Raw genomic sequence first — 19,571 nt, forward strand, 5'->3', positions numbered from 1 at the left:
GTCGACAGGATCCAGCAGCGGGCCCCCGGGGTGCAGCTGCGGGTGCTGGCGGAGAACTCCGTCGACACCGACGACCTGCGACACGGCCGCGTCGAACTGGAACTCGGTGGCGGCAGGCCGAGTCTGCCCGAGTTCCGGTCCGAGCCGCTCGGCGAGGACCGGCTCGTCGTGGCGATGCGCGCGGACCACCCCTGTGCCGCCGGACTCGACCTGGCCTCCTACGCGGCGCAGCCGCATGTGGTGATCTCCCGGCGTGGCCGTCTCGCCGCGCCGATCGACGACGTGCTGGCCGCCGAAGGCCTGCGGCGCCGGGTGGTCGCGGCGGTGGCGACGGTGTCCACCGCCCTGCAGATCGCCGCCCGTGGCGACGCGCTGGTCACCTGCACGGCGATCCACAGCCGCCCGCTCATCGAGGCGTTCGGGCTCCTCGCCCTGCCGCTGCCGCTCGAGTCCCCGGCGGCGACGATCAACTGCAACTGGCACCAGCGCTACGATTCCGACCCCGCCCACGCCTGGCTCCGCGAGCAGGTCCGGGCGTCGATCGAGGAGATCACCGCCTGCTGACCACCTGGCCTATTGCGCCAATGGCAGGGCCACGGCACAGGGAAAGCCAGGCGTCTCGGCTTCGTCGAGCATCGCCGCGGCGACGGTTTCCCGGCTGACCTTCGCACCGAGGTCGAAGGGGGGTGCGGCCTCCAGGCCGACCGTGCGCCGACGGGGGCTTTCCGGCCCGTCCGCGAGCATCCCGGCATGGAAGACGGTGCCCCCGGCCGCGAGAACCGTGTTGTCGGCTTCGACCTTGTCCGCGAGCCGGTCGCCCAGCACCCTGGCGAGCAAGCCCGCACCCTCCCCCGCCACCTCGGCCGACCTGCCCGTGCCGTAGGCACCGAGCCAGATGACCCGCCGCGGGCCGGCGGCGACGACGGCCCGGGCGCCGGCCAGGAGAATCCCGGCCCGGTCCGTGCCCAGCGCGGAAAGGACCACCGAATCCGCGTCCACGACGGCGGCGATACCGCCCGCGTCGCTCACGTCGCCCGCCGCTTTGCGCAGGTTCGGGGAGTCGGGCAGGGCGATCCGCCCTGGATCACGCGCGATGGCGGTCACGGTGTGACCACGCCGCAGCGCCTGTCGGGTGAGGGCGATGCCGGTCTGGCCGGAGGCCGCGAGGACGGTGAGGTTCATGCCGGGAACGTTAGGGAGTCCCTCACTTAACATCAAGTGCAAGTATCCGACTTGATAAATTACTGCGACGCAATCACTAGCCCTTCCTGGATGTCAGACATGGGTGCGACGACCAGCAGTCAAGTGTCGTCGCCATTGGCGGCGAGTCCGACTGCGGCCCTTCGGGCAAGGTCATCGTCCGTACGCTGTCACGGACACGCGGCATGCCGCGTGGCGGCGTGCACCGCGAATCACATGCGTGTGAGTAAATCTCTCATTGACCAAGTTGCATTTGAAGCATGCGGCGGCTGCTCGCACTGGCCCGGCGCCGGGTCGATGTGCTGTGGGCGATGCTGCGTGACAAGAGGCTGTTCACCTCCGCCCCGCCGGTCACGCAGGCGGCTTGACGCGATCATTGAGATTCCTTTCCAAGGGGTACGAGGCGCGGCCGGCGCCACTGCGCACGGATGGAGCGATGGCTCCGCGCCCCGCTGTGGGAACATGAGCGAAGACACTTCCGAGCCGACACGTTTGCGACTACTCTCAAAACTGAGTTGAGTCAGAATCTATTCCCGGAGGGCATCGTCATGCCTGTCGCCTCCCAGTCGGTAGGACGGCGCGAGAGGAATAAGCAGGACAAACTGGACCGCATCATTGCCGCCGCCCGTGAGCTGTTCGCCGAACGCGGCGTCGACGAGGTCACGACCCAGCAGATCGCCGACAAGGCTGACATCGGCACCGGGACGCTGTTCCTGTACGCCAAGACCAAGGGCGAACTCCTCCTGCTTGTGCAGAACGTCAAGTACGCCGAAGCGCTCGACCGGGGCCGGGCGGATGCCGAGACGATCCCAGGCGTGCTGGACGCGGTGCTGGCGATCGTCCGGCCGATCGTGGAATGCAACCGCACCCAGATCGACAACGGACGCACCTACCTGCGAGAAGCGGTCTTCGGCGACCCCGAGGAGCCCCGGCACGGCGAAGCGCTCGCCATCGCCGCGCAGGCCGAGGAGGCCATCGCCGCCGTGCTGCGCCGAGACGAGCAGGTCGCAGAGGGCGATGCCGCGACGCTGGCGCACATCGTGTCCGCCGTGATGTTCCTCAGCATGGCGGCGAGCGTGAACATCGCCTTGAGCGTCGAAGAGATCGTGCAGGACATCCGAGGGCAGGTCAGCGTCCTGCTGCCTCGCTGAAGCGCGGTCCAGGTTCGGCAAGTGAGCGCATCCCAGACGGTGGCATGCGATCGGGAGAGAACAGCCGTACCGCGTTGCGGGGTCCGGAGCAATCCCAGCGCAGACGACAGGGCTCCAGTGCCGCGTCGACCAGTGAGCGGCAGCGGTCCAGCGGCGTCACCCCGAGCCGCCGCGCTGGTATCACCGTTTCCGCCTCAGGGGCCAGCTGTGCAGGAAGCGACCGTGTAAACCCAAAGCCGGCCCGGCCGGTGGGACACGGCGTGCTGCGCGTTCATTGCGCCCCGCCGGGCCCGGCTCCCGGGTACGGGAACCGGCTCGGGTCGGTCATGATCATCGACCGGGAGATCGCGGAACTCGAAGCCCTGATTGAGTGCCGGTTCGCGAGCAACCCGAGGCCACGGTGATCACGAGGCCACGATGATCACGAGCATTCCCGGCCGATGCCCCGCGAACCTTGCGCTGGCCCGTCGAGTCGTCGAAGTATTCGCGGTCCACGGGGGAGGCTTCATGGCGAACGCGACCACGGGCCCCGACCCTGCCCACAGGGCGAACTGGATCGCGTTGGTTGTGGTGCGCACTCCCGGCTCGTTCAGCACCTGCTCGTTTTCCAGCGAGCGCGCCGCCAGACCTTCGGGGCTCCCCCTCTTGCCCGTGGGTGCGGTGGAAGATCATGCGCACGCCCCTTGCTGGGCACGCCCAGCGGCGTCGTAGGCTGACCTTATGGCGCTTCATACCCATATATCACCCGATATGCGAAGCGGCTCGCCGACCACCGCAGGCAGCCCCGTGTTCGTCGACTCCACCGGTCACCGCGCGCGGATGCTGCGGCGCACCGGATACGGGTTGGCCGGGGTGGCCTCCACTTATGTGGTCGTGCTGGGACTGAGCCTGCTGGGAGCAACGCCGTTCGCGCCAGGGGTCCTCCTGCCCGTCCCCGGCGTCTCCGGCGCGCCTGCCGCGCCAGAACCGGGAGCCCTCGGTTCTGGCGGGAAGGGCGGCGCGCATCTCCCGCCGGCCCTGCCTCCTCCCCTCCTCCAAGATCCTCGGGGCCTGATGCCGTCGCCGCCCGGCGGCACGCCAGGGGTGTGGGGCCGGATGCCTGTGCCGGGGGGCCTGATGCCCGGCAACTCGACGGTTGCAGCCGGTCCGAGCGCCTTGCTGGTCCCGGGGCTCACCACGGTGACCGGCGGCCCGCCCGGTGCTCTCCGGCCCTCCACGCCCGGGACCTCGCCGCTCATCAGTGCACCGGTGCCCCCAGCCACGGCGGGACCGGCAGCCCCCGGACCACAAGTCCCAGATGCACCGCAAGCGCCAGAAACACCTGTGCCACCACCACCGCCGGACCAGTCCCCGGCTCCCGATGCTCCTTCGCCCGCACCGGCTCCGGACACCGGCACCCCGCCCAGCGCGCCCCTGCCCGAGCCCCCGGCGGAAACGCCGCTGCCCACGCCGTCGGCGACCGTCCCAGCAGCACCGTCTGAGGCGCCGTCCGACCCCAGCACGGTTCCGCCGTCCGACGTACCGGTGGACCAGGCCTCCTGATGCGGTCCAGTCGCCACCGGTCGGTCGACCGCCCATCGCCTGGGCCCGGTGCGCGGCGGAGCCTAGCGCCCCGGCGGCCCCGGCACCGCTTCCGCATCGTCGTTCCGCTGGTCCTGCTGATGTTTCTCGTCTCGGTGCTCCTGGTCGAGGGATACACCACCCGAGGCTTCGCCGGTGATCAGCAAGGGCGCGCGGGGCAACCGGCCACCGACGTTCCGAGGGAGGTCGTGGACGGCGGCCCGATCGTCGACACCACCGGTGATCACCTGCGCACTTTCCGCGCGCCGAGGAAGACCATCGTGCTGACCTTCGACGACGGCCCCGATCCCACCTGGACGCCTCGCATCAGAGCCACGCTCGACCGCTTCGGCATACCCGGCACCTTCTTCGTCACCGGGCAGAAAGCGGCCCGCTACTCCGGCGTGCTGCGCGATGTGATCAGGTCCGGCCACGAGATCGGCGTACACACCTTCTCCCACCCGGACCTCGCCACCCAGTCCGCCGGCGCAGTCGACCGTGAACTGGCGTTGACCCAACTGGCCATCGCGGGAGCCGGGGGCCTCAACAGCTCGGTCATACGGATGCCCTACTCCGCGACCCCCTCCGCCCTGGACGACCCGGCATGGTCTGTGGCCCGGCGCCTGGGGGACAAGGGATACCTTCTGGCGTTCATCGACCAGGACACCAGGGACTGGGAGCGGCCGGGCGCCCGGGCGATCGTCGAAGCGGCCATGCCGGACGTACCGGGCAACGGCGCGGTCATCCTCCTGCACGACGCGGGAGGGGACAGGTCCCAGACGGTCGAAGCCATGGAAACCCTGATTCCCCGACTCACCGCGCAGGGCTATCGCTTCACCACCCTTGCCGACGTCGTCGGCGCCGACAGCCTCACCCGCCCCGTCGACGGCCTGGACCTTTGGAAGGGCCGGGTTTTCGTCGCGGCGGTGGCCGTGTCCGGGACGGCGGTGTCGGTCATCAGCGTGCTGCTGTTGGTGGTCGGATCGCTCGTGCTCGCACGGTGTGCGCTGCTGGTCGTTCTGGCCCATCGCCACGCGCGTCGGCGCTCGCACCCACGCACCGCCCCGGGCCGGCCCGTCACCGAACCCGTGAGCGTCGTCATCCCCGCCTACAACGAGAGGTTGTGCATCGCCAAGACACTCCGCTCCCTCGCCGCGAGCGACCATCCTGTCGAGGTCATCGTCGTGGACGACGGTTCCGACGACGGCACCGCCGACATCGCGGAAGCACTCGCCATCGAAAACGTCACCGTCGTCCGCCGGCCCAACGGCGGCAAGCCGTTCGCTCTCAACACCGGCATCCTGCTGGCCTCCCACGACCTCATCGTCATGATGGACGCCGACACGGTCTTCGAGTCCTCGACCGTCCGCCACCTCGTCCAGCCGTTCGCGGCCCCCCGCGTCGGGGCCGTCGCCGGGAACGCAAAGGTCGGCAACCGCCGGAGTCTGCTCGGTCGGTGGCAGCACATCGAGTACGTCATGGGTTTCAATCTCGACCGCCGCATGTACGACCTGCTGCGCTGCCTGCCCACCGTTCCCGGCGCCGTGGGGGCCTTCCGCGGTACGGCCCTGCGCGAGGCCGGGATGATGAGCGGCGACACCCTCGCCGAGGACACCGACATCACCATGGCTCTCCACCGGGCCGGGTGGGAGGTCGGCTACGCGGAGGACGCGCACGGCTGGACCGAGGCACCGGGCTCGTTGCGGGAGCTGTGGCGCCAGCGCTACCGGTGGAGCTACGGCACGATGCAGGCCGCGTGGAAGCACCGTCACGCACTGTTCGAGTCCGGTCATGCGGGGCACTTCGGCCGCCTGGGCCTGCCGCTGTTGGCCGTCTTCCAGATCTTCACCCCGCTCCTCGCCCCACTGATCGACATCCTGACCCTCTACGGTCTGGTGTTCCAGAACCGGCTCGGCACGCTGCTGGCCTGGACTGCCGTGCTGGCGGTGCAGGCGCTGTGCGCCCTCTACGCGTTCCGTCTCGACGGCGAGAGGCTGCGGCCTCTGTGGGCGCTTCCCCTGCAACAGGTGGTCTACCGCCAGTTGATGTATCTGGTCCTCATCCAGGCGTGCCTCACCGCGATCAACGGATACCGTCTGCCCTGGCAGCGGCTCAAGCGCACCGGAGACGTGATGCTTCCTCCTCAGCCCTCCGCCCCTGAGCCGCCGTGAGCGGCTCTCCGTTCAGGCCGCAGCACTTGTGGACGGTGATGCCGGCGAGGCAGGAGAACAGGCTGAGGTGGCGATCGCGTGGGAAGACGCCGCTGACCGCGTAGCGCATGCGGCCGCCGAGTGGCTGCCGATCGCCGGCAAGTGGCGGCCGCCGAGTACGGCACCGACAGGCCGATCGGCTGGTGCAGCGCATCATGATGGACGGCACCGCGATGGCCGCGGTCGGCCAGGGAACGTCCTTGAATGCGGTCTGATGCACCGCGCCCATGCCGACACGGGCTGGTGTTCCTGTACGCCCCGGCGTGCGCGTTGGTCGAAGTCGATCGCGCCCGGCCCGGCACGGCTGAACATCTGGCTTCCCATGCCCGGCATCACCGTCCTGGACCTGGACCTGGCTGCAGCCCTGGCCGTCGCGCGGCACGGGACGTGGGCCGCGCCGGTAAGGAGGCGCTGCGCCTGCTGCACGGCGCGGATGCCCGTCGGCCGGGGGAGGTTCTGCGGGTGCGGATCCTGTCCCTCGTTGGGGTCGACGTCCGGGTCGGCATCGGGCCGTCCATCGCGGTCGCGGCGACCGCCTCCGGCCAGATCGAGGCGCCCGGTCGTGTCCTCGCCGTCGCTCCCGAACGGGCCGTCTGGCTGGGGCCGCTGCCGGTCGAGGCCCTGCACGGCCTCGGCCCCCGTCAGGCAGAAGCGTTGCAGCGTCGGCACGCGCAGTGCTCCCTCGGACTTGGTCGTGTCGTGGCCCGCAGGATCAGCTGCGCACACCCGGCCCCAGCTTTGCCCCCCCATGAACGTCACGAGCCACCTGTGCTCTCGCCTGGTTCTGTCCTCGCGGAATGGGCCCCTGCGGTCAGGCGGCGGTAGGCGGCGCGGGCGTTGACGAGGCGGGCGGCTGCTGTGCCGGTAAGTGCTGCGGTCAGCAGGCAGGTCAGCCAGAAGGTGTCGCGGTGGCCGGTCCAGCTGAGGGTGCCCGCAGGCGGGATGGCGAAGCCGTTGAGGAACAGCCAGCACAGCAAGGCCGTGCCCGGGGCCGCGGTGAAGCGTGCGCGCCGTCCCAGCAGGAGCGCCAGCACGGACAGCGCGGCCAGGGCGAGTCCGGGTCGGCCTGGCCCTATGAGGGTGTTGAGGAGGGCCACGAGCAGCAGCGCGCCACCGAACGCCGTGGCCCACACCTTCGGGGTGGCGACGGGCTGGGGGACCGGCCTGGCTCCGTTGCTGAGGGACACCCACTCGATCATGCTGACGCTTCCTTGCGGTTCTCTGCAGCGCCGGTGACGGAGTGGTTCGCCGGTCACCCGGGCGGCTGTGCTGCGTGGACTCGGGACGCGAATTGTTCCACCGGGCTTCGACTACGGCTTCCCCGCCGGCGGATTCCGGACACGTCGTCAGGGTGTCATCCACGGTTGTCCGACGAAACATCTAAACCAGACAGGGGGACAGGCGTGGGTGCTCCACGCCTGAGTAGTACGCCGTTGCCGGGATCGGGGTCCGCTACGACCTGACGACGCGCCGCGTGTCGGTGATGGCTCATCGGGACGGGGCGCGGACGCTGAGCCCACAACCTGACATCAGCAAGGTCCCCACTCATAACCACACAAACGACCGACCTGGCCGCTGATGGCACAGCAACTCCACAGCTCCTACTCGGGAACAGGCGACACATACCGCGTACATGCTGCGCGCATGGTGACGCTGCTGCAAGACCGTCAGACTCCCGTGCCGCTCGACTCCGTGCCGACACCGGTACGCGCGGCGGGCCGGATGCCGCAGCCGACTCCGATGTTCGACACCTGCTGGCGTTACGTCTCGACCCGGCAGACCGTGATCAGCGGCCGCGCTTACGTGATCGCGGGCGAGGGCGGGGCCGACAGCGCTGCTTCGGCCGCTGTCTCGTGATCCGAGCCGACTCCGCCGCGATGCGGGCCGTGTCCCCGTCGGCCGCCGTAAGCCGCCGGCGAGAGGCCAGAACGACTGGAAGCGGACGAGCATCCTGGCCTGCCGGTTTCGGGTCGAGCGTCCCGACGGACGAACCCGCGGGGCCGGCGTGCGAGCCGGATCGAAGCCGACGACGGTCCGATCGCTGTGACTTGCCAGTAGCGTACGTGAGCGATCACTGCTCGGGGAGGGCGGTCCGATGGTGCTGGAACTGACGCGCAGTTGGGTCGTGGGCCTGGCACTCGTCCGGCGAAGCCCGGTGCCGGTCGAGCTGCCGTGGGGGATGCGCGTCGACGTGGGGCGGCCACGCGAGCGAGCCCGGTACGTACTCCTGCGCGGCGATGAGGACACCCTGCGTGATATCGCCGCGCATGCCGCTGAGCCGACTTCTCGGATCTTGACCTTCCTCGCCCCCGAGCGCGCGTCGGCCGTGCTCGGGCCCGCATGGCAGCTCCGGGACGCCGAGTTGCTGATGACCGCCCCGCTGCGCCGTATCGCCGCCCGGGTGCCGGACGACTACGAGGTGGACACCGTCGGTGACGGTGCCGTCACCCATGTCCGGGTGCGCACCGCCGACGGCGAGACGGCGGCGGCCGGCTACGTGGCGGTCCACGGGGCGGTGGCCGTCGTGGACCGGGTCGAGACCTACCCCACGCACCAACGCCGCGGCCTGGGGACCCTGGTGATGCATGTCCTCACCGAGGCCGCCCCCGCCTCCGGAGCCCGGAGCGCGGTACTCAGTGCGACCCAGGAGGGGCGGGCGCTCTACACGTTCCTCGGCTGGGTCCCGCGCGGCTCGCTGGCTGTCTTCGTGCGTCTGTCTCACTGAGGTTGACCTCGTGAAGTCGTGTTTCTACTCAGGCGGGTCCAGCCGCACATCCCGTCGACTGTCGCGCGAAGAGCCTGGCCCGGTTCAGTGAGGGTCTATTCGCGACCCGCGGTGGGACAGTGGGATGCACGGTGGTGCGCTCGACCAGGCCGTTGCGCTCCGGCATGCGCAGGTTCTGGGTGAGCACTTTGTGGCTGATGCCTTCGATCTCGTTCCGCAGCTCGCTGAAGCGCAGCGTGCGATCACCGAGACCCTCGACGATCAGGAACGCCACTTGTTGGCGACGTCGGAGAAGATCTCCCTCGCCAAGGAGCCCGCACGCGCTAGGTCTGCGTCCTCGGGCGAGCCCGTGAACTGCTTGGTCACCATAGGGTTCTTCAGTCACCAAAAAGTGCCTTCTTCCACGTCAGTGACCACTCTCCTAGAGTTTCCGAGTAACCAAAAGAGACCACGGGTGTCGTCGCGGACGCGAGCCGGCAGACGCTCAGGACGAGGAGGCAGGCAGCATGGCCATCACCTTTGTGAACCCCAACGGATTGCCCAAGATCGATGTCTACCAGCAGGTGTCGATCGCATCCGGATCGAGGCTTGTCTTCATCGCCGGGCAGGTCGCATGGGATGCCGACGGAGTCACGATCGGGAAAGGTGATCTCGCCGCCCAGGTCGAGCAGAGCTATCTCAACGTCGGCACTGCTATGGCCGAGATCGGCGGCTCCTTCGACGACGTGGCGAAGCTGACCTTCTACGTCGTCGACTGGACCCCCGACAAGATGGCGCCGCTCCTGGAAGGGATTTCCCGCGCAGCCGCGAAGCTGGGGGTCGTGGCGGCCCCGCCCAGCACGCTGATAGGCGTCACGGCACTGGACGTCCCCGACCACCTGGTCGAGATCGAAGCCACCGCGATCCTCGACTGAGAAGACGCTCTTCGCTCACTGAGCGCCGAAGCGGCCAACTACGGCGCTCAGTGGCCAAGTAGCGTACTCAGTTACATGGTCAGGCCGGTCTCGGCGAGGCAGCCGTCATGAGGTGGCTGCGGTACTGGATGTGCCCGTAGACCGCGTCGGATGCTCTGGACGACGTGTTCGGGGGTGCTGAGAGCGACGTTGGAGAGCCAGCCGTGTCGCAGGAGGGACCGGATCCCTTCGACCGGGTTGAGGTCGGGCGCGTAGGGCGGCAGGCAGTAAACGGTCAGCCAGTCCTGACCCTCCGCCCACTGCCGTAGGTCGCTGGCCTTGTGGACGTTGAGTTTGTCCGAGACAAGCACGATCGGGCCGCCGAGCTGCTGGTGGGCGGCGATCATCAGGTCCCGGTAGCCGCGCCAGGAGAAGCTCTTGCGCCCGTTCGTCGGCCGTCGTCCCTGCGCAGTGGTAGATCAGCCGGGACCGGGGGCCCGGTTTGTAGCAGGTCAGCGCGGCGATGGATATCCGTCTGCGGGAACGGCCTCGCATTCGTAGCACTGAGGTGCGGCCGCGCTTGGACCAGGTCCTGGCCTGCGGCGGTGGATCGTGTAGGTCAGTTGGAAGCGCCGGCCGATCACCGTCTTGACCCGCTCCAGCGTCCAACGCTGGTCCTCCCAGCCGTGCGCGGCCGGCCCTTTGACCAGCTCCGCCTCCAACTGGGTGAAATGCAACTGGCTCAGCCTCGGCAGCGACGCCGGCCCCTGTGACGGCAGAGCCCGCGGACCGCCCTCGTCTCATGCCTGCCGCCACCGCTGCACCGTCCGGACACTGACCCGCAGGTCCTTGGCGATCACCGAACTCGCCTCACCCCGTGCGAACCGCTCGCAGCCTGAAGCCGTAATGGCTCGCGGAACTGCTGCCGTTCGGCGGTCAGCCCGCCCTGTGGATACCGCATGCCCCGGTGATGCCGCAGGGCGCTACTGTCCGTCAGCCTCCTACGACACCATGAGTTCAACCTCGGCAGTGCGCTCGCGCACGCCCTTGCGCCGCGCATTGTCGCGTTGCGGGATCGTCAATCGGTCCGGGTGCGGAGACTCCGCGCCAGGGTGGGGATCATCACCGTCGCAGGGACGAGGTGTAGCCCGAGGAGGGCGGTGGTGGTGGCGGTGTTTGCCCCGGAGAGGAGGGGCGGGACCAACGAGATCGCGGTCAGCGACACTGCCGTCCACACGAATCGCTCGGCGGGGCGAGCGCTCCAACGAAGAAGAGCGACGGCCATGACGATGCCCACGACCGAGAAGAAGCCGGTCACCACGGCGAACCCGGACAACGGAATCGTCTCGCCACCATCGGGGACCTCGAAGTCGACGCCAACGGCCTGGGCAAGCGCCGCAGCGAGGGTGGTGGCCACCATCGAGGCGAGCGTGGCAATGAAGCCGGTGCCGGCGAGCCCGCGGAGTCGACGGGTGTGGCTGGTCCGGCTCGATGCCGCGCCTGCGACGACCCCGGTGTCATTCATGCTGTTCATGTCGCTCCTCCGTCATTCGGTAACAGGCATACGGGCGTTGACTGGCATGTGACGGTCCTGGCCCTGGTGGTGACGATGCGCATCCTCGCCGTGCGACGGCCGGGTTTCCCAGAGCGCGGACGCCGGTGCCGCGGAGCCAGAACCCGGCGTCGCGTCCGAGGACCAGTCCGGGGCTCGCCGTCGTGCAGCTCCAGCTGCACCCGCCCGCGGGCGACGACACCGAACGCGTCGCAACACTCCGCCGCGACCACCGCGACGCGCGCGCCATCGCGCAGCGCGAGCGTCCGCACCGGGACTACTCCGCGCCGTCCGCCGGCAGGCGCTCGGGCAGCCCCAGCCGCGGGAACTGGTCGTCGTGGAAGATGACGATCTCGGTGATCGCCCCGCCGGTGACGCGGAGGACGTCGATCGTCAGCGGCAGGTACGCGCCCTCCTGCTTCTGCCAGAGGTAGAAGGCGACGGCGGGCTGCCGGTTCACGGAGGTGGGGACGGCGCGCAGGCCCTTCATGCCCTCGAAGCCGTCCTCGATCCAGTCGTTCACCACCGCGTCGCGGCCGACGTACAGGCCCGGTGTGGGCGGCATCGAGCAGCGGACGTCGTCCCGCAGCATCGCGGCGAGCGCCGGGATGTCCGTGGCCACGCTGGCGTCGGTGAAGCGGCGCACGAGCTCGCGCATCCCGGCGTCCTGTTCGCCGCCGGTCCAGTCCTGCCGTTCGGCGGGAAGGTGCTCCCGCATCCCGGCGCGGGCGCGCTGCAGCGCGCTGTTCACGGAGTTGACGGAGTCCCCGAGGTGCTCCGCGACGTCCTTCGCCGGCCAGCCGAGCACGTCCCGCAGGATCAGCACGGCCCGCGGGCGGGGCGCGAGGTGCTGGACCGCGACCAGGTACGCCAGCTCGATCGTCTCCCGCGCGACGGCGACGGTCTCCGGCTCGTCCGCGTCGCCCGCGGGCAGCTCGTCGAGCAGACGGTCCGGGTAGGGCTGCAGCCACAGCACCTCGCCGCCGGTCGCAGGCTCCGGGCGGCACTTGGCGAGCAGGTCCAGGCAGGCGTTGGTGGCGATCCGGTACAGCCAGGCCCGGAATGTCGACCGCCCCTCGAAGGTATCCCGCCGCCGCCAGGCACGGAGGAACGTCTCCTGCACGGTGTCCTCGGCGTCCTCGAACGACCCGAGCATCCGGTAGCAGTGCACGTGCAGCTCCCGCCGGTGCCGCTCCGCCAGCCCCGAGAACGCCGGCTCGTCGATCTCGCCCAGCCCGCTCACGCCCAGCTCCTCCAGCCGCGTGTCCGCACTCATCACGTCATCCTTCCGCCTCGTCGTGTCCCGTCGTAGGTGTGACGGGTGGGGGCGCGAAAACTCATCACTAGGGTCGGTCGGCATGGCTGAGCGCTTCTCATCTTTGGTAGGTCGGGTTTTCGACGTGGTGGAGAACGAGGATGGCCTGCACCATTGCGGTCGCACGGTGTCCTCGGCGTGGTAGGTGGGCGTGATCCGTTTGGTAAGGCTGGGTTGTACTTGACGCCGTCCCGCAACCGATCTTGGAACGTAAGAGGCGGCAAGGGTTCCTGGCCGGGTGATCTTCCGCCGGTACGCGCATGCAGGCAGGGCCTCCTGGTAACTCGGCGGTGCGACCCCATTCCGAGCGGTTCCCGGAGGACCTGTTGTCGTGAGGGGCCGCCAGGCGGGGCGCCGCCGGGCGGCGGGGCGGGCGGAGGCCCGGGCCCGGGCGTCCGCCGCATGGAGCCGGAGCATGAGCCATGGGCCGCATAGTCATCGCCGTCGCAGTCCCCGCCATGCACCCCGTCCGAGCCACATGCCGACCCAGCTTGCCCGGCTCTGCTGCGCCGCCTTGCGCCGGAGGGCTCCGGGTCATCCCACGACAGCTGGGCCTTCAGCCCCCACCGTGCCGCTGCCTTCGGAGACCTGGTCGTCAGACGTCGACGGCGCCAGGTACCAGCAGTCGCATTTCGACGGCGATCTGGCATGGGTGCTCGTCAGGGCGGTTGCACGCGGCGTGCCAGCTTCCGGCCCCATGCTTGGCTGGGAGCCTCGATGCAACGGTGGGTCAGCACGCACAACGGCAGCAGCACGGCGAAGAAGGCCGCTTCGAGTACGAGATGGTCCTGCCGCCACCGGCCGATCGTGTGGTCGATCACTGCCAGCGGCACCGGATGCACCAGGTAGACCGAGTAGCTGATAGTGCCCAGTCCGATCAGCGGGCGCGGTATCTGCCGACGACGTGACGCCAGTCCGGCGCCGAAGGTGACTACGGCCAGTAAGAACGCCACGATCCATCCGCGTCGGGTGAAGTGGGAGCCGTCGCCGTACCGGTACGCACTGCCCACGGCGCAGGCCACCAAGACGACACCTGTGCGGGCAGCGCACCGCCAGGTGCTCTGCCCGTGCTCGGCACGGTAGGCAGCCGTGCCGAGAAACATCACGGCGAGGATCACCAAGCCCTCCCACAGGGGGACTGTGCCGTTGAACGACACCAGGACGAGTGCCAGCACCCCGCCCAGCATGCCCCCGAACATCCGAAGCACCGGTGACCTGGCACTCGCACAGCAGAGGGCGGCCACCATGGCGATCGAGGTGAACACGACGAGCGGGCCGGTGCCGGCCATGCCCGAGAGGGCGGAAACCGGCAGCCCGATCCCTGCCGTCACGCTCGCGGCGGCGAGCACGGCCAGGGTGACGGCGACCGTCGCCGACCGTTGGTGAAGGCGGACCGTGAAGAGCGCGACGACCAGCAGATAGAAGGCCATCTCGTACGAGAGCGTCCACAGGATGAGCAGGAGATTAGGGGTACCCAGCAGCTCTTGGAGCATGGTGACGTGCGCGACAGCCACCGTGGCCGCGCTCTGACTCCCCACATCGCGAATGTCTGCGACGCCCCCCACATGAAGGGCAAGGACCACGGTCACCATGGCCGCCCACAGCGGGTACACACGGAAGATCCGTCCGATCCAGAATGTCCGGACGCAGCCCCGGCGCTCCAGCGACGCGGGAATGATGTAGCCGCTCACCAGGAAGAACACCATGATGCCGTACCGGCTCGTGCTGAATTCCGGCATCAGCTCTCGCCGGAACTCCGCCATGAAGGTGTACGACGAGTGGTCGAACACCACGACGAATGCCGCGATGCCACGCAGTGCGTCCAGCCAGCCCAACCGCGACAGACCGGTCGGCACGGTGGAAGCGGGTGATCGTGGTGTCACGGTGGTGACTTCCTTGGTCAGGGGGATGGGAGGGGGGTTCCGTGGGTTCACCGAGTCCGGTGCTGAGGCGCTCGTTGCGCTGATCCCGAGGCGAGGGTCGGTGTGGTCAGGACGGGGCGCAGGTGATCGCGAAGTCCTTGATCTGGCTGTCGAAGATGCGGCCGCAGGGTGGCGGGGCGGGGGCCAGAACACGGCTGCTGAAACCTCTAGCCCGCGATCCCCGAGGGATGCCAGTGGCTGCGCCTAGGCCAAGTGAGGGCGAAAGGAGGAGAGTTCACCGTCCCCTTCCCATCGCCTGTGCTGCAGGGTGCCCCCACCGTCGACTAGTTGTCCGGCAGGGCGACCTTCAGCGGAACGCAGGGCTCGGCCTCGCTCTTGGTCCGGTACAACTCGACCGCGCGAGGTCGGGAGTCGCCCTTGGTGTTCTCGAAGGCCAGCACGTTGCCCCGGCGCAGGGTCATGTCCCAGCTGGCCTTGATGGGGATGAGGGGTACAGGGTTGCCCTGCCGGTCGACCGCCACGAGCGGAGTGACCTTGCTGCGCTCGCAAACGTAGCCGGGAGCGAGCACGTCAATGGTCACCTCGATGCCCCACGGGCGCACCTTCCCTGCGAGTTCTCGCTGGGCCTCGACCCCGATGGTCTGGTCCTTGACGGTGAGCGTGACGCTGCCGTCGCCGTGGCGTTCCACGGCGTACGCCGTCGAGTCGGCCGACGGCCCGGGCACGGCCCCCGCGGCCAGCCAGGCCACCGCGCAGGCCGCCGCAACGACCGCGACCCGGCGCGCGGCGAACAGACGGCGCACGGAAGTCTTCGCCTTGCCCTCGCCCGTTCCGAGCTCAGCCGGCTCGATGCGGCATCCTCCGGCCTCGCGCAGCTCGATCTCCCTCTTCAACTCGTCCAGGAGGCGGTCCTCGAACGTTGTCCCCGTGCTCATGCCTCTCCTCCAATGACGTACGACAGCGACGCGTCCGGCGTCTCCGCTCCCGTGGAACTTGCCTGCGCGGCCGCGGGATCCGCCTCCGCGGCCTGAAAGTCTGTCTCCGCGCGCAGCGCCTTGCGCGCCCGGTGCAGTCGGACGCGGGCCGTGACCTGGCGGATGCCCAGAACGGCAGCCGCCTCCGTGACCGTGAGCTGATCCACCGCGACCAGTTCCATGACGGCCCGCTCGCCCTCGGGAAGTCTTGCCAGCGCTGCCAGGACGCGCCGCCCCGGGCTCTCCGCGTCGAGCTTGTCCTCGATGCGGGCGATGTCGTCGGCCTCCAGCAAGCGCCGCCCGGCGAAGCGCAGATCACGTTCGGCCTCCCGGGCGACCCGGCGGCGCTCCGACGACACCACGTTGCGCGCGATGCCGTACAGCCAGGCCGTTTCACTGCCGAGGCGCGGCCGGTAGGAGTGGGCCGAGTCGAGGACGGCGATGAAGATCTCTGCCGTCAGGTCGGCCGCGGTGTGCGGGTCGTCGACGCGCCTGGCCACGAAACGCATCACCGCGTCCACGTGGCGCCGATAGAACTCCTCGAAGAGCTGCGGGTCACGTACCGCCTCGGCGGGCCCACCCCGTAACCGTTCCGCGCCATCCACAGGCGTCTCCTTCTCGTCGGAGGCTTCCCGGCCTCCTCCTTGTCGAGGTCCACCGGAGTTCTTCAAAGGCATTCACCTGTTCTTGGAGGGAGGCGTGAAAAGCGTTACAGAGCGAACGTGAGGCCCCCGGCGCACGACTGGCCTGCGGCCAAGAGGTCGATCGGTTCCTCGGGAGGTACGACGGCCGAGGTGGGGTCACTCACCACGCCGACGCGAGGAGCCGGATCCGAGCCACGGGACACGAGGCCGCGATGCCGTACCGCCTGCCCCGACAGATCATGGACGCAGGCCTCTGACAGGTCGCCTGAGTCGACGCGGACCTGGCTGCCGGCCGGGACCATATGGCACGCCAGCACCTGCGCGGTTCAGTGTCGTCCTTCCCGACGACCTGATGCTTCGTCGCCGCCTGCCCGAGGTATACCGGTCGGCTGTACGGCGAGCCCGCGGAGGCAGGTCGCTGGATGTATCTCGAAGAGGACTTCCACTGCGCCGTCCTGCACCGGAGGGCTCCGGGGCATCCCGCGACAGCTGGGCCTTCAGCCCCCACCGTGCCGCTGCCTTCGGAGACCTGGTCGTCAGACGTCGACGGCGCCAGGTACCAGCAGTCGCATTTCGAAGGGCCGCACTGGTCGAGCAGTGAGGGCAGCGCTACGACAGGGGCGTCCCAGGTGAGTACTTCATCGAAGGGCAGCTGCCGAAGGCGGTCCATAGCGCTGTGCCGGGAGCGCAGGACGGCCTGGTGAACGTCTTGGCGCGACCACAGTCCGTCCTTTCGGGCGCGTCCAGCCAGGACTGCAAGACGGCGCCGGGTCCGGGTGCCGGTCGAGCCCGTCGTCGGTCAAGGGCCGCAGGACGCCTTCGTCTTCCTCGGCTGGAGCGAGCAGATCGTCAGAGACTGCCGCATGCCGCCCTCGCCCCGCCCTTTGGAGGACGAATACTGCTGGTGGCACGATGAGATGGAGCCGAACAGGGCGGGGTGCGGAGTTGGGCAGTGGCGGGCCAGCAGGCGCGGACCGGCGGCAGATCCAGACGACGGTACTGGGGTCGGTGGACTCCCAGGAGCCTCTCGAAGGATCCATTCCGGCTGTGGAGGACGATCATGGTGATGATGTCAGCCAGGGTCGGACCGTCAATGACATCACCTCGCTCATGGCGTCGATCTGGCTAGGGTCGTGCTGCTCGCCGCGCTGGAGGCGGTGAGGAAGGCGATGACACCCCCCTCGTCCCATCTACCGGAAGGCACGCAGACTATGAGCAGCCAACGCGACCGCTGGGCGAAGTTGACAGGCGGACAAGCCGGAGAGGACTACGCCCGGCGCTTTGCGCGGCTCGCTGCATCAGGCCACGACGTCCACGGCGAGGCCGCCTTCTGCGACGCCCTGCTGAAACCTGCCGCCCGGATACTCGATGCCGGCTGCGGCACCGGCCGGATCGCGATCCGACTCGCCGAGCTGGGCCACCTCTGCACGGGCGTGGACGTCGACCGCTCTATGCTCGCCGTCGCCCGCCGCGACGCTCCCACGCAAGAGTGGCTCCACGGTGACTTGACACACCTGGACCGCCTCAGTCTGGAACCCGGATTCGACCTGGCGCTCGCCGCGGGAAACGTCATCCCCTTGCTGGCCCCCGGTACCGAACCAGTTGTTGTGCGGCAACTTGCCACCGTACTGCGACCTGGCGGACTGCTGATCACCGGCATGGGACTGGACGCGGAACACCTGCCACTGCCGGAACCGACGGTGACACTGACGGCGTTCGACCACTGGTGCACGGAGGCCGGACTGACACTGCAGCAGCGTTTCGCCACCTGGGCCGGCGACCCTTACCGTCCTGGCGGCGGCTACGCCGTCAGCGTGCATTCCCGTCCCACCGCTTGAGTACACGCACCGCAGTCTTCTCGGACCACCGCTCGTGCCTGCACGCTGCTCACTCAACTCAATTGCAGTCGTCCCGGTGCGGCTCAATGAGGGGAGAGCGCCCTCGCCCGCCCGGGCGCTCTGCGCGCCATGCCGGGGACGTGATCGCGAACGCGGTTCGGCAGCAACGACCCGACGGGGCACGGGGCTGTATCCGGCCGACGGGATCTACGGGGCGACGGTGAAGAGGGCCAGGCCGCTGGACCAGGTGAGGCCGACCGAGAGCACGCCGTCGAGCGAGACCAGACCGTCGACCATGCCGGCGGCCAGCGGGTAGTGGTCGGTGGGCCAGTCCTCTTGGGGCAGCATGTCGTCGACCGCGTAGATGCCTCCCGGCTTCAGCAGCGCGAGGGTTTCGCGCACCAGCTCGTACTTCTGCTGCTCGCCGGGGCGGCCCCCGTCATGGGCGTGTTCCTGCTGGGGCGGGCACTGCAGGGTGTGGGCGGCGGACTCGTCATCGTCGCGCTGTACGTCGTGGTCAGCCGCGCCTACCCCGAGCGGCTGCGGCCCGCGGTCATGGCCGCATTCTCCGCCTCCTGGGTGGTGCCCGGCATCGTCGGGCCGCTCCTCGCCGGGCTCATCACCCAGCACGCTGGCTGGCGTTGGGTCTTCCTCGCGGTGCCGGCCGCCATGGTGCCCGCCCTGTGCCTGGCGCTCCCCGCGGTGCGCCGTACCGCGTCCGGCCCGGTGAGCGGCGACCCGGTGGCGCCCGATCCGCGGCGTATCCGGCTGGCGCTGGCCGTCTCCACGGGCGCCGCCCTGCTGCAGTACGCGGGGCAACGGCTGGATCCTCTCGCCCTGCTGCCCGCAGCGCTCGGTGCCGCGCTGCTCGTCCCGGCCGTTCTCGCGTTGATGCCGCACGGGACCTTCCGAGCCGCCCGCGGGCTCCCCGCGGTGATCCTGCTGCGCGGCGTGGCCGCCGGGTCGTTCATCGCGGCCGAGAGTTTCCTCCCCCTGATGCTGGTGAGTCGGCGGCACATGTCCGTCACCCTGGCCGGACTCTCGCTCGCGGGCGGTGGGTTGACCTGGGCACTCGGCTCGTACCTGCAGAGCCGCCCGGCGCTCCAGCGGCACCGGGAGACGCTGTGTCAGGCGGGCATGGTGCTGGTCGCGGCGGCGATCGCCGGGGCCGCGCTGCCGCTGCTCCACGGCGTCCCGGCGTGGACCACCGCCCTGGCCTGGTCCGTGGGCGGCTTCGGAATGGGCATCGTCATCTCGTCGCTCGGTGTGCTGCTGATGGAGCGTTCGGAACCGGCCGAGGCCGGTGACAACTCGGCCGCGCTGCAACTGTCCGACAGCCTGTCGAACGTCCTGCTGCTCGCCGTGTGCGGCGTGGTCTTCGCCGCGCTGGGCGGCGGCGCGACCGGCGACGGCCGGGCGGCGGGGGGCCCGATACCGGCCGAGGCCTTCCTAGCCGTCTTCTTCCCGCTCTCGCTCGTGGCCCTCGCCGGGGTCCTCGTGGCCGGCCGCTTCCGGGCGCCCACGCCGGCCCCGACCCGGCAGGCGCCCCCCATGTGATACTGGCTCGATGCCCAGGTCGCGCCAGTTGCACCGCCTTCGCACGACCACGCCGCAGCACGGAACGGA

15 protein-coding genes and 6 pseudogenes are annotated in these 19,571 nt (G+C 69.6%); 11 read left to right on the top strand and 10 right to left on the bottom strand.

Annotated elements, in window-relative coordinates; all coding sequences use genetic code 11:
* Positions 1-564 (top strand): LysR substrate-binding domain-containing protein (locus tag ACFWWR_RS42850; protein ID WP_384309586.1); only part of this gene is annotated, 564 nt, incomplete at its 5' end.
* A gap of 9 nt (positions 565-573) precedes the next feature.
* Here the strand turns inward: ACFWWR_RS42850 and ACFWWR_RS42855 are convergent.
* Positions 574-1,182: an NAD(P)-dependent oxidoreductase gene (locus tag ACFWWR_RS42855; protein WP_384309589.1), complete on the bottom strand. Its 609-nt coding sequence runs from the start codon at positions 1,180-1,182 to the stop codon at positions 574-576.
* A gap of 446 nt (positions 1,183-1,628) precedes the next feature.
* Here ACFWWR_RS42855 and ACFWWR_RS42860 point away from each other — a divergent pair, with 446 nt between their 5' ends.
* The 3 genes and pseudogenes from ACFWWR_RS42860 to ACFWWR_RS42870 all read left to right on the top strand — a co-directional run.
* On the top strand, positions 1,629-2,351 hold the full coding sequence (locus ACFWWR_RS42860) for a TetR/AcrR family transcriptional regulator (protein ID WP_384309591.1): 723 nt from the start codon (positions 1,629-1,631) through the stop codon (positions 2,349-2,351).
* A gap of 1,661 nt (positions 2,352-4,012) precedes the next feature.
* Positions 4,013-6,082: a bifunctional polysaccharide deacetylase/glycosyltransferase family 2 protein gene (locus tag ACFWWR_RS42865; RefSeq protein WP_384309594.1), complete on the top strand. Its 2,070-nt coding sequence runs from the start codon at positions 4,013-4,015 to the stop codon at positions 6,080-6,082.
* 194 nt (positions 6,083-6,276) lie between these two features.
* Positions 6,277-6,566 (top strand): annotated as a pseudogene (locus ACFWWR_RS42870) (hypothetical protein); the annotation flags it as partial.
* Positions 6,567-6,876: 310 nt separating this feature from the next.
* Here ACFWWR_RS42870 and ACFWWR_RS42875 read toward each other — a convergent pair.
* Positions 6,877-7,320, bottom strand: a complete 444-nt coding sequence (locus tag ACFWWR_RS42875; RefSeq protein ID WP_383876099.1) for a hypothetical protein — start codon at positions 7,318-7,320, stop codon at positions 6,877-6,879.
* Positions 7,321-7,524: 204 nt separating this feature from the next.
* On the opposite strand from ACFWWR_RS42875, the pseudogene ACFWWR_RS42880 reads away from it, so the two are divergent.
* From ACFWWR_RS42880 to ACFWWR_RS42890, 3 genes and pseudogenes are all read left to right on the top strand, one after another.
* Positions 7,525-7,637 (top strand): annotated as a pseudogene (locus ACFWWR_RS42880) (potassium transporter TrkA); the annotation flags it as partial.
* A gap of 128 nt (positions 7,638-7,765) precedes the next feature.
* On the top strand, positions 7,766-7,978 hold the full coding sequence (locus tag ACFWWR_RS42885) for a hypothetical protein (RefSeq protein WP_384309596.1): 213 nt from the start codon (positions 7,766-7,768) through the stop codon (positions 7,976-7,978).
* A 238-nt stretch (positions 7,979-8,216) separates the two neighbouring features.
* Positions 8,217-8,846, top strand: coding sequence for a GNAT family N-acetyltransferase (locus ACFWWR_RS42890; protein WP_384309598.1), 630 nt, complete (start codon positions 8,217-8,219; stop codon positions 8,844-8,846).
* On the opposite strand, the pseudogene ACFWWR_RS42895 reads toward ACFWWR_RS42890, so the two are convergent.
* Positions 8,840-9,215: pseudogene (locus ACFWWR_RS42895) on the bottom strand (winged helix-turn-helix transcriptional regulator). The gene ACFWWR_RS42890 and the pseudogene ACFWWR_RS42895 overlap by 7 nt on opposite strands.
* 137 nt (positions 9,216-9,352) lie before the next feature.
* On the opposite strand from ACFWWR_RS42895, the gene ACFWWR_RS42900 reads away from it, so the two are divergent.
* Complete coding sequence (locus tag ACFWWR_RS42900) at positions 9,353-9,760, top strand: RidA family protein (RefSeq protein ID WP_383876095.1); 408 nt, start codon at positions 9,353-9,355, stop codon at positions 9,758-9,760.
* Between the two features lie 71 nt (positions 9,761-9,831).
* Here the strand turns inward: ACFWWR_RS42900 and ACFWWR_RS42905 are convergent.
* The 6 genes and pseudogenes from ACFWWR_RS42905 to ACFWWR_RS42930 all read right to left on the bottom strand — a co-directional run bounded on the left by ACFWWR_RS42905 (position 9,832) and on the right by ACFWWR_RS42930 (position 16,068).
* Positions 9,832-10,294, bottom strand: a pseudogene (locus ACFWWR_RS42905) (transposase).
* 523 nt (positions 10,295-10,817) lie between these two features.
* Positions 10,818-11,273, bottom strand: coding sequence for a DUF6069 family protein (locus ACFWWR_RS42910; protein WP_383876093.1), 456 nt, complete (start codon positions 11,271-11,273; stop codon positions 10,818-10,820).
* Between the two features lie 295 nt (positions 11,274-11,568).
* Positions 11,569-12,567 carry an RNA polymerase subunit sigma-70 gene (locus ACFWWR_RS42915; RefSeq protein ID WP_384309601.1) on the bottom strand — a complete coding sequence of 333 codons (999 nt, stop codon included), beginning with the start codon at positions 12,565-12,567 and terminating at the stop codon, positions 11,569-11,571.
* A gap of 698 nt (positions 12,568-13,265) precedes the next feature.
* Positions 13,266-14,441 carry an acyltransferase family protein gene (locus ACFWWR_RS42920; RefSeq protein ID WP_383876113.1) on the bottom strand — a complete coding sequence of 392 codons (1,176 nt, stop codon included), beginning with the start codon at positions 14,439-14,441 and terminating at the stop codon, positions 13,266-13,268.
* 371 nt (positions 14,442-14,812) lie between these two features.
* Positions 14,813-15,424 carry a hypothetical protein gene (locus ACFWWR_RS42925; RefSeq protein WP_383876091.1) on the bottom strand — a complete coding sequence of 204 codons (612 nt, stop codon included), beginning with the start codon at positions 15,422-15,424 and terminating at the stop codon, positions 14,813-14,815.
* Positions 15,421-16,068 carry an RNA polymerase sigma factor gene (locus tag ACFWWR_RS42930; protein WP_384309603.1) on the bottom strand — a complete coding sequence of 216 codons (648 nt, stop codon included), beginning with the start codon at positions 16,066-16,068 and terminating at the stop codon, positions 15,421-15,423. Before ACFWWR_RS42930 ends, ACFWWR_RS42925 begins: the two co-directional genes overlap by 4 nt.
* Positions 16,069-16,409: 341 nt before the next feature.
* Between ACFWWR_RS42930 and ACFWWR_RS42935 the strand changes: the two are divergent.
* Both ACFWWR_RS42935 and ACFWWR_RS42940 read left to right on the top strand, forming a co-directional pair.
* Positions 16,410-16,547: pseudogene (locus ACFWWR_RS42935) on the top strand (DUF6584 family protein); the annotation flags it as partial.
* 771 nt (positions 16,548-17,318) lie between these two features.
* The gene (locus tag ACFWWR_RS42940) at positions 17,319-17,945 is read left to right on the top strand and encodes a class I SAM-dependent methyltransferase (protein ID WP_383876111.1); all 627 of its coding nucleotides are present in this window, start codon (positions 17,319-17,321) and stop codon (positions 17,943-17,945) included.
* Positions 17,946-18,152: 207 nt separating this feature from the next.
* Here ACFWWR_RS42940 and ACFWWR_RS42945 read toward each other — a convergent pair whose 3' ends face one another.
* The gene (locus ACFWWR_RS42945) at positions 18,153-18,347 is read right to left on the bottom strand and encodes a hypothetical protein (protein ID WP_384309620.1); all 195 of its coding nucleotides are present in this window, start codon (positions 18,345-18,347) and stop codon (positions 18,153-18,155) included.
* Between ACFWWR_RS42945 and ACFWWR_RS42950 the strand changes: the two are divergent.
* A pseudogene (locus ACFWWR_RS42950) lies at positions 18,336-19,502 on the top strand (MFS transporter); the annotation flags it as partial. The gene ACFWWR_RS42945 and the pseudogene ACFWWR_RS42950 sit on opposite strands and share 12 nt — an antisense overlap.
* Positions 19,503-19,571: the final 69 nt, after the last annotated feature.

The sequence above is a fragment of the Streptomyces sp. NPDC058678 genome (genome assembly GCF_042714835.1).
In the GTDB taxonomy this organism is placed as follows: Bacteria; Actinomycetota; Actinomycetes; order Streptomycetales; family Streptomycetaceae; genus Streptomyces.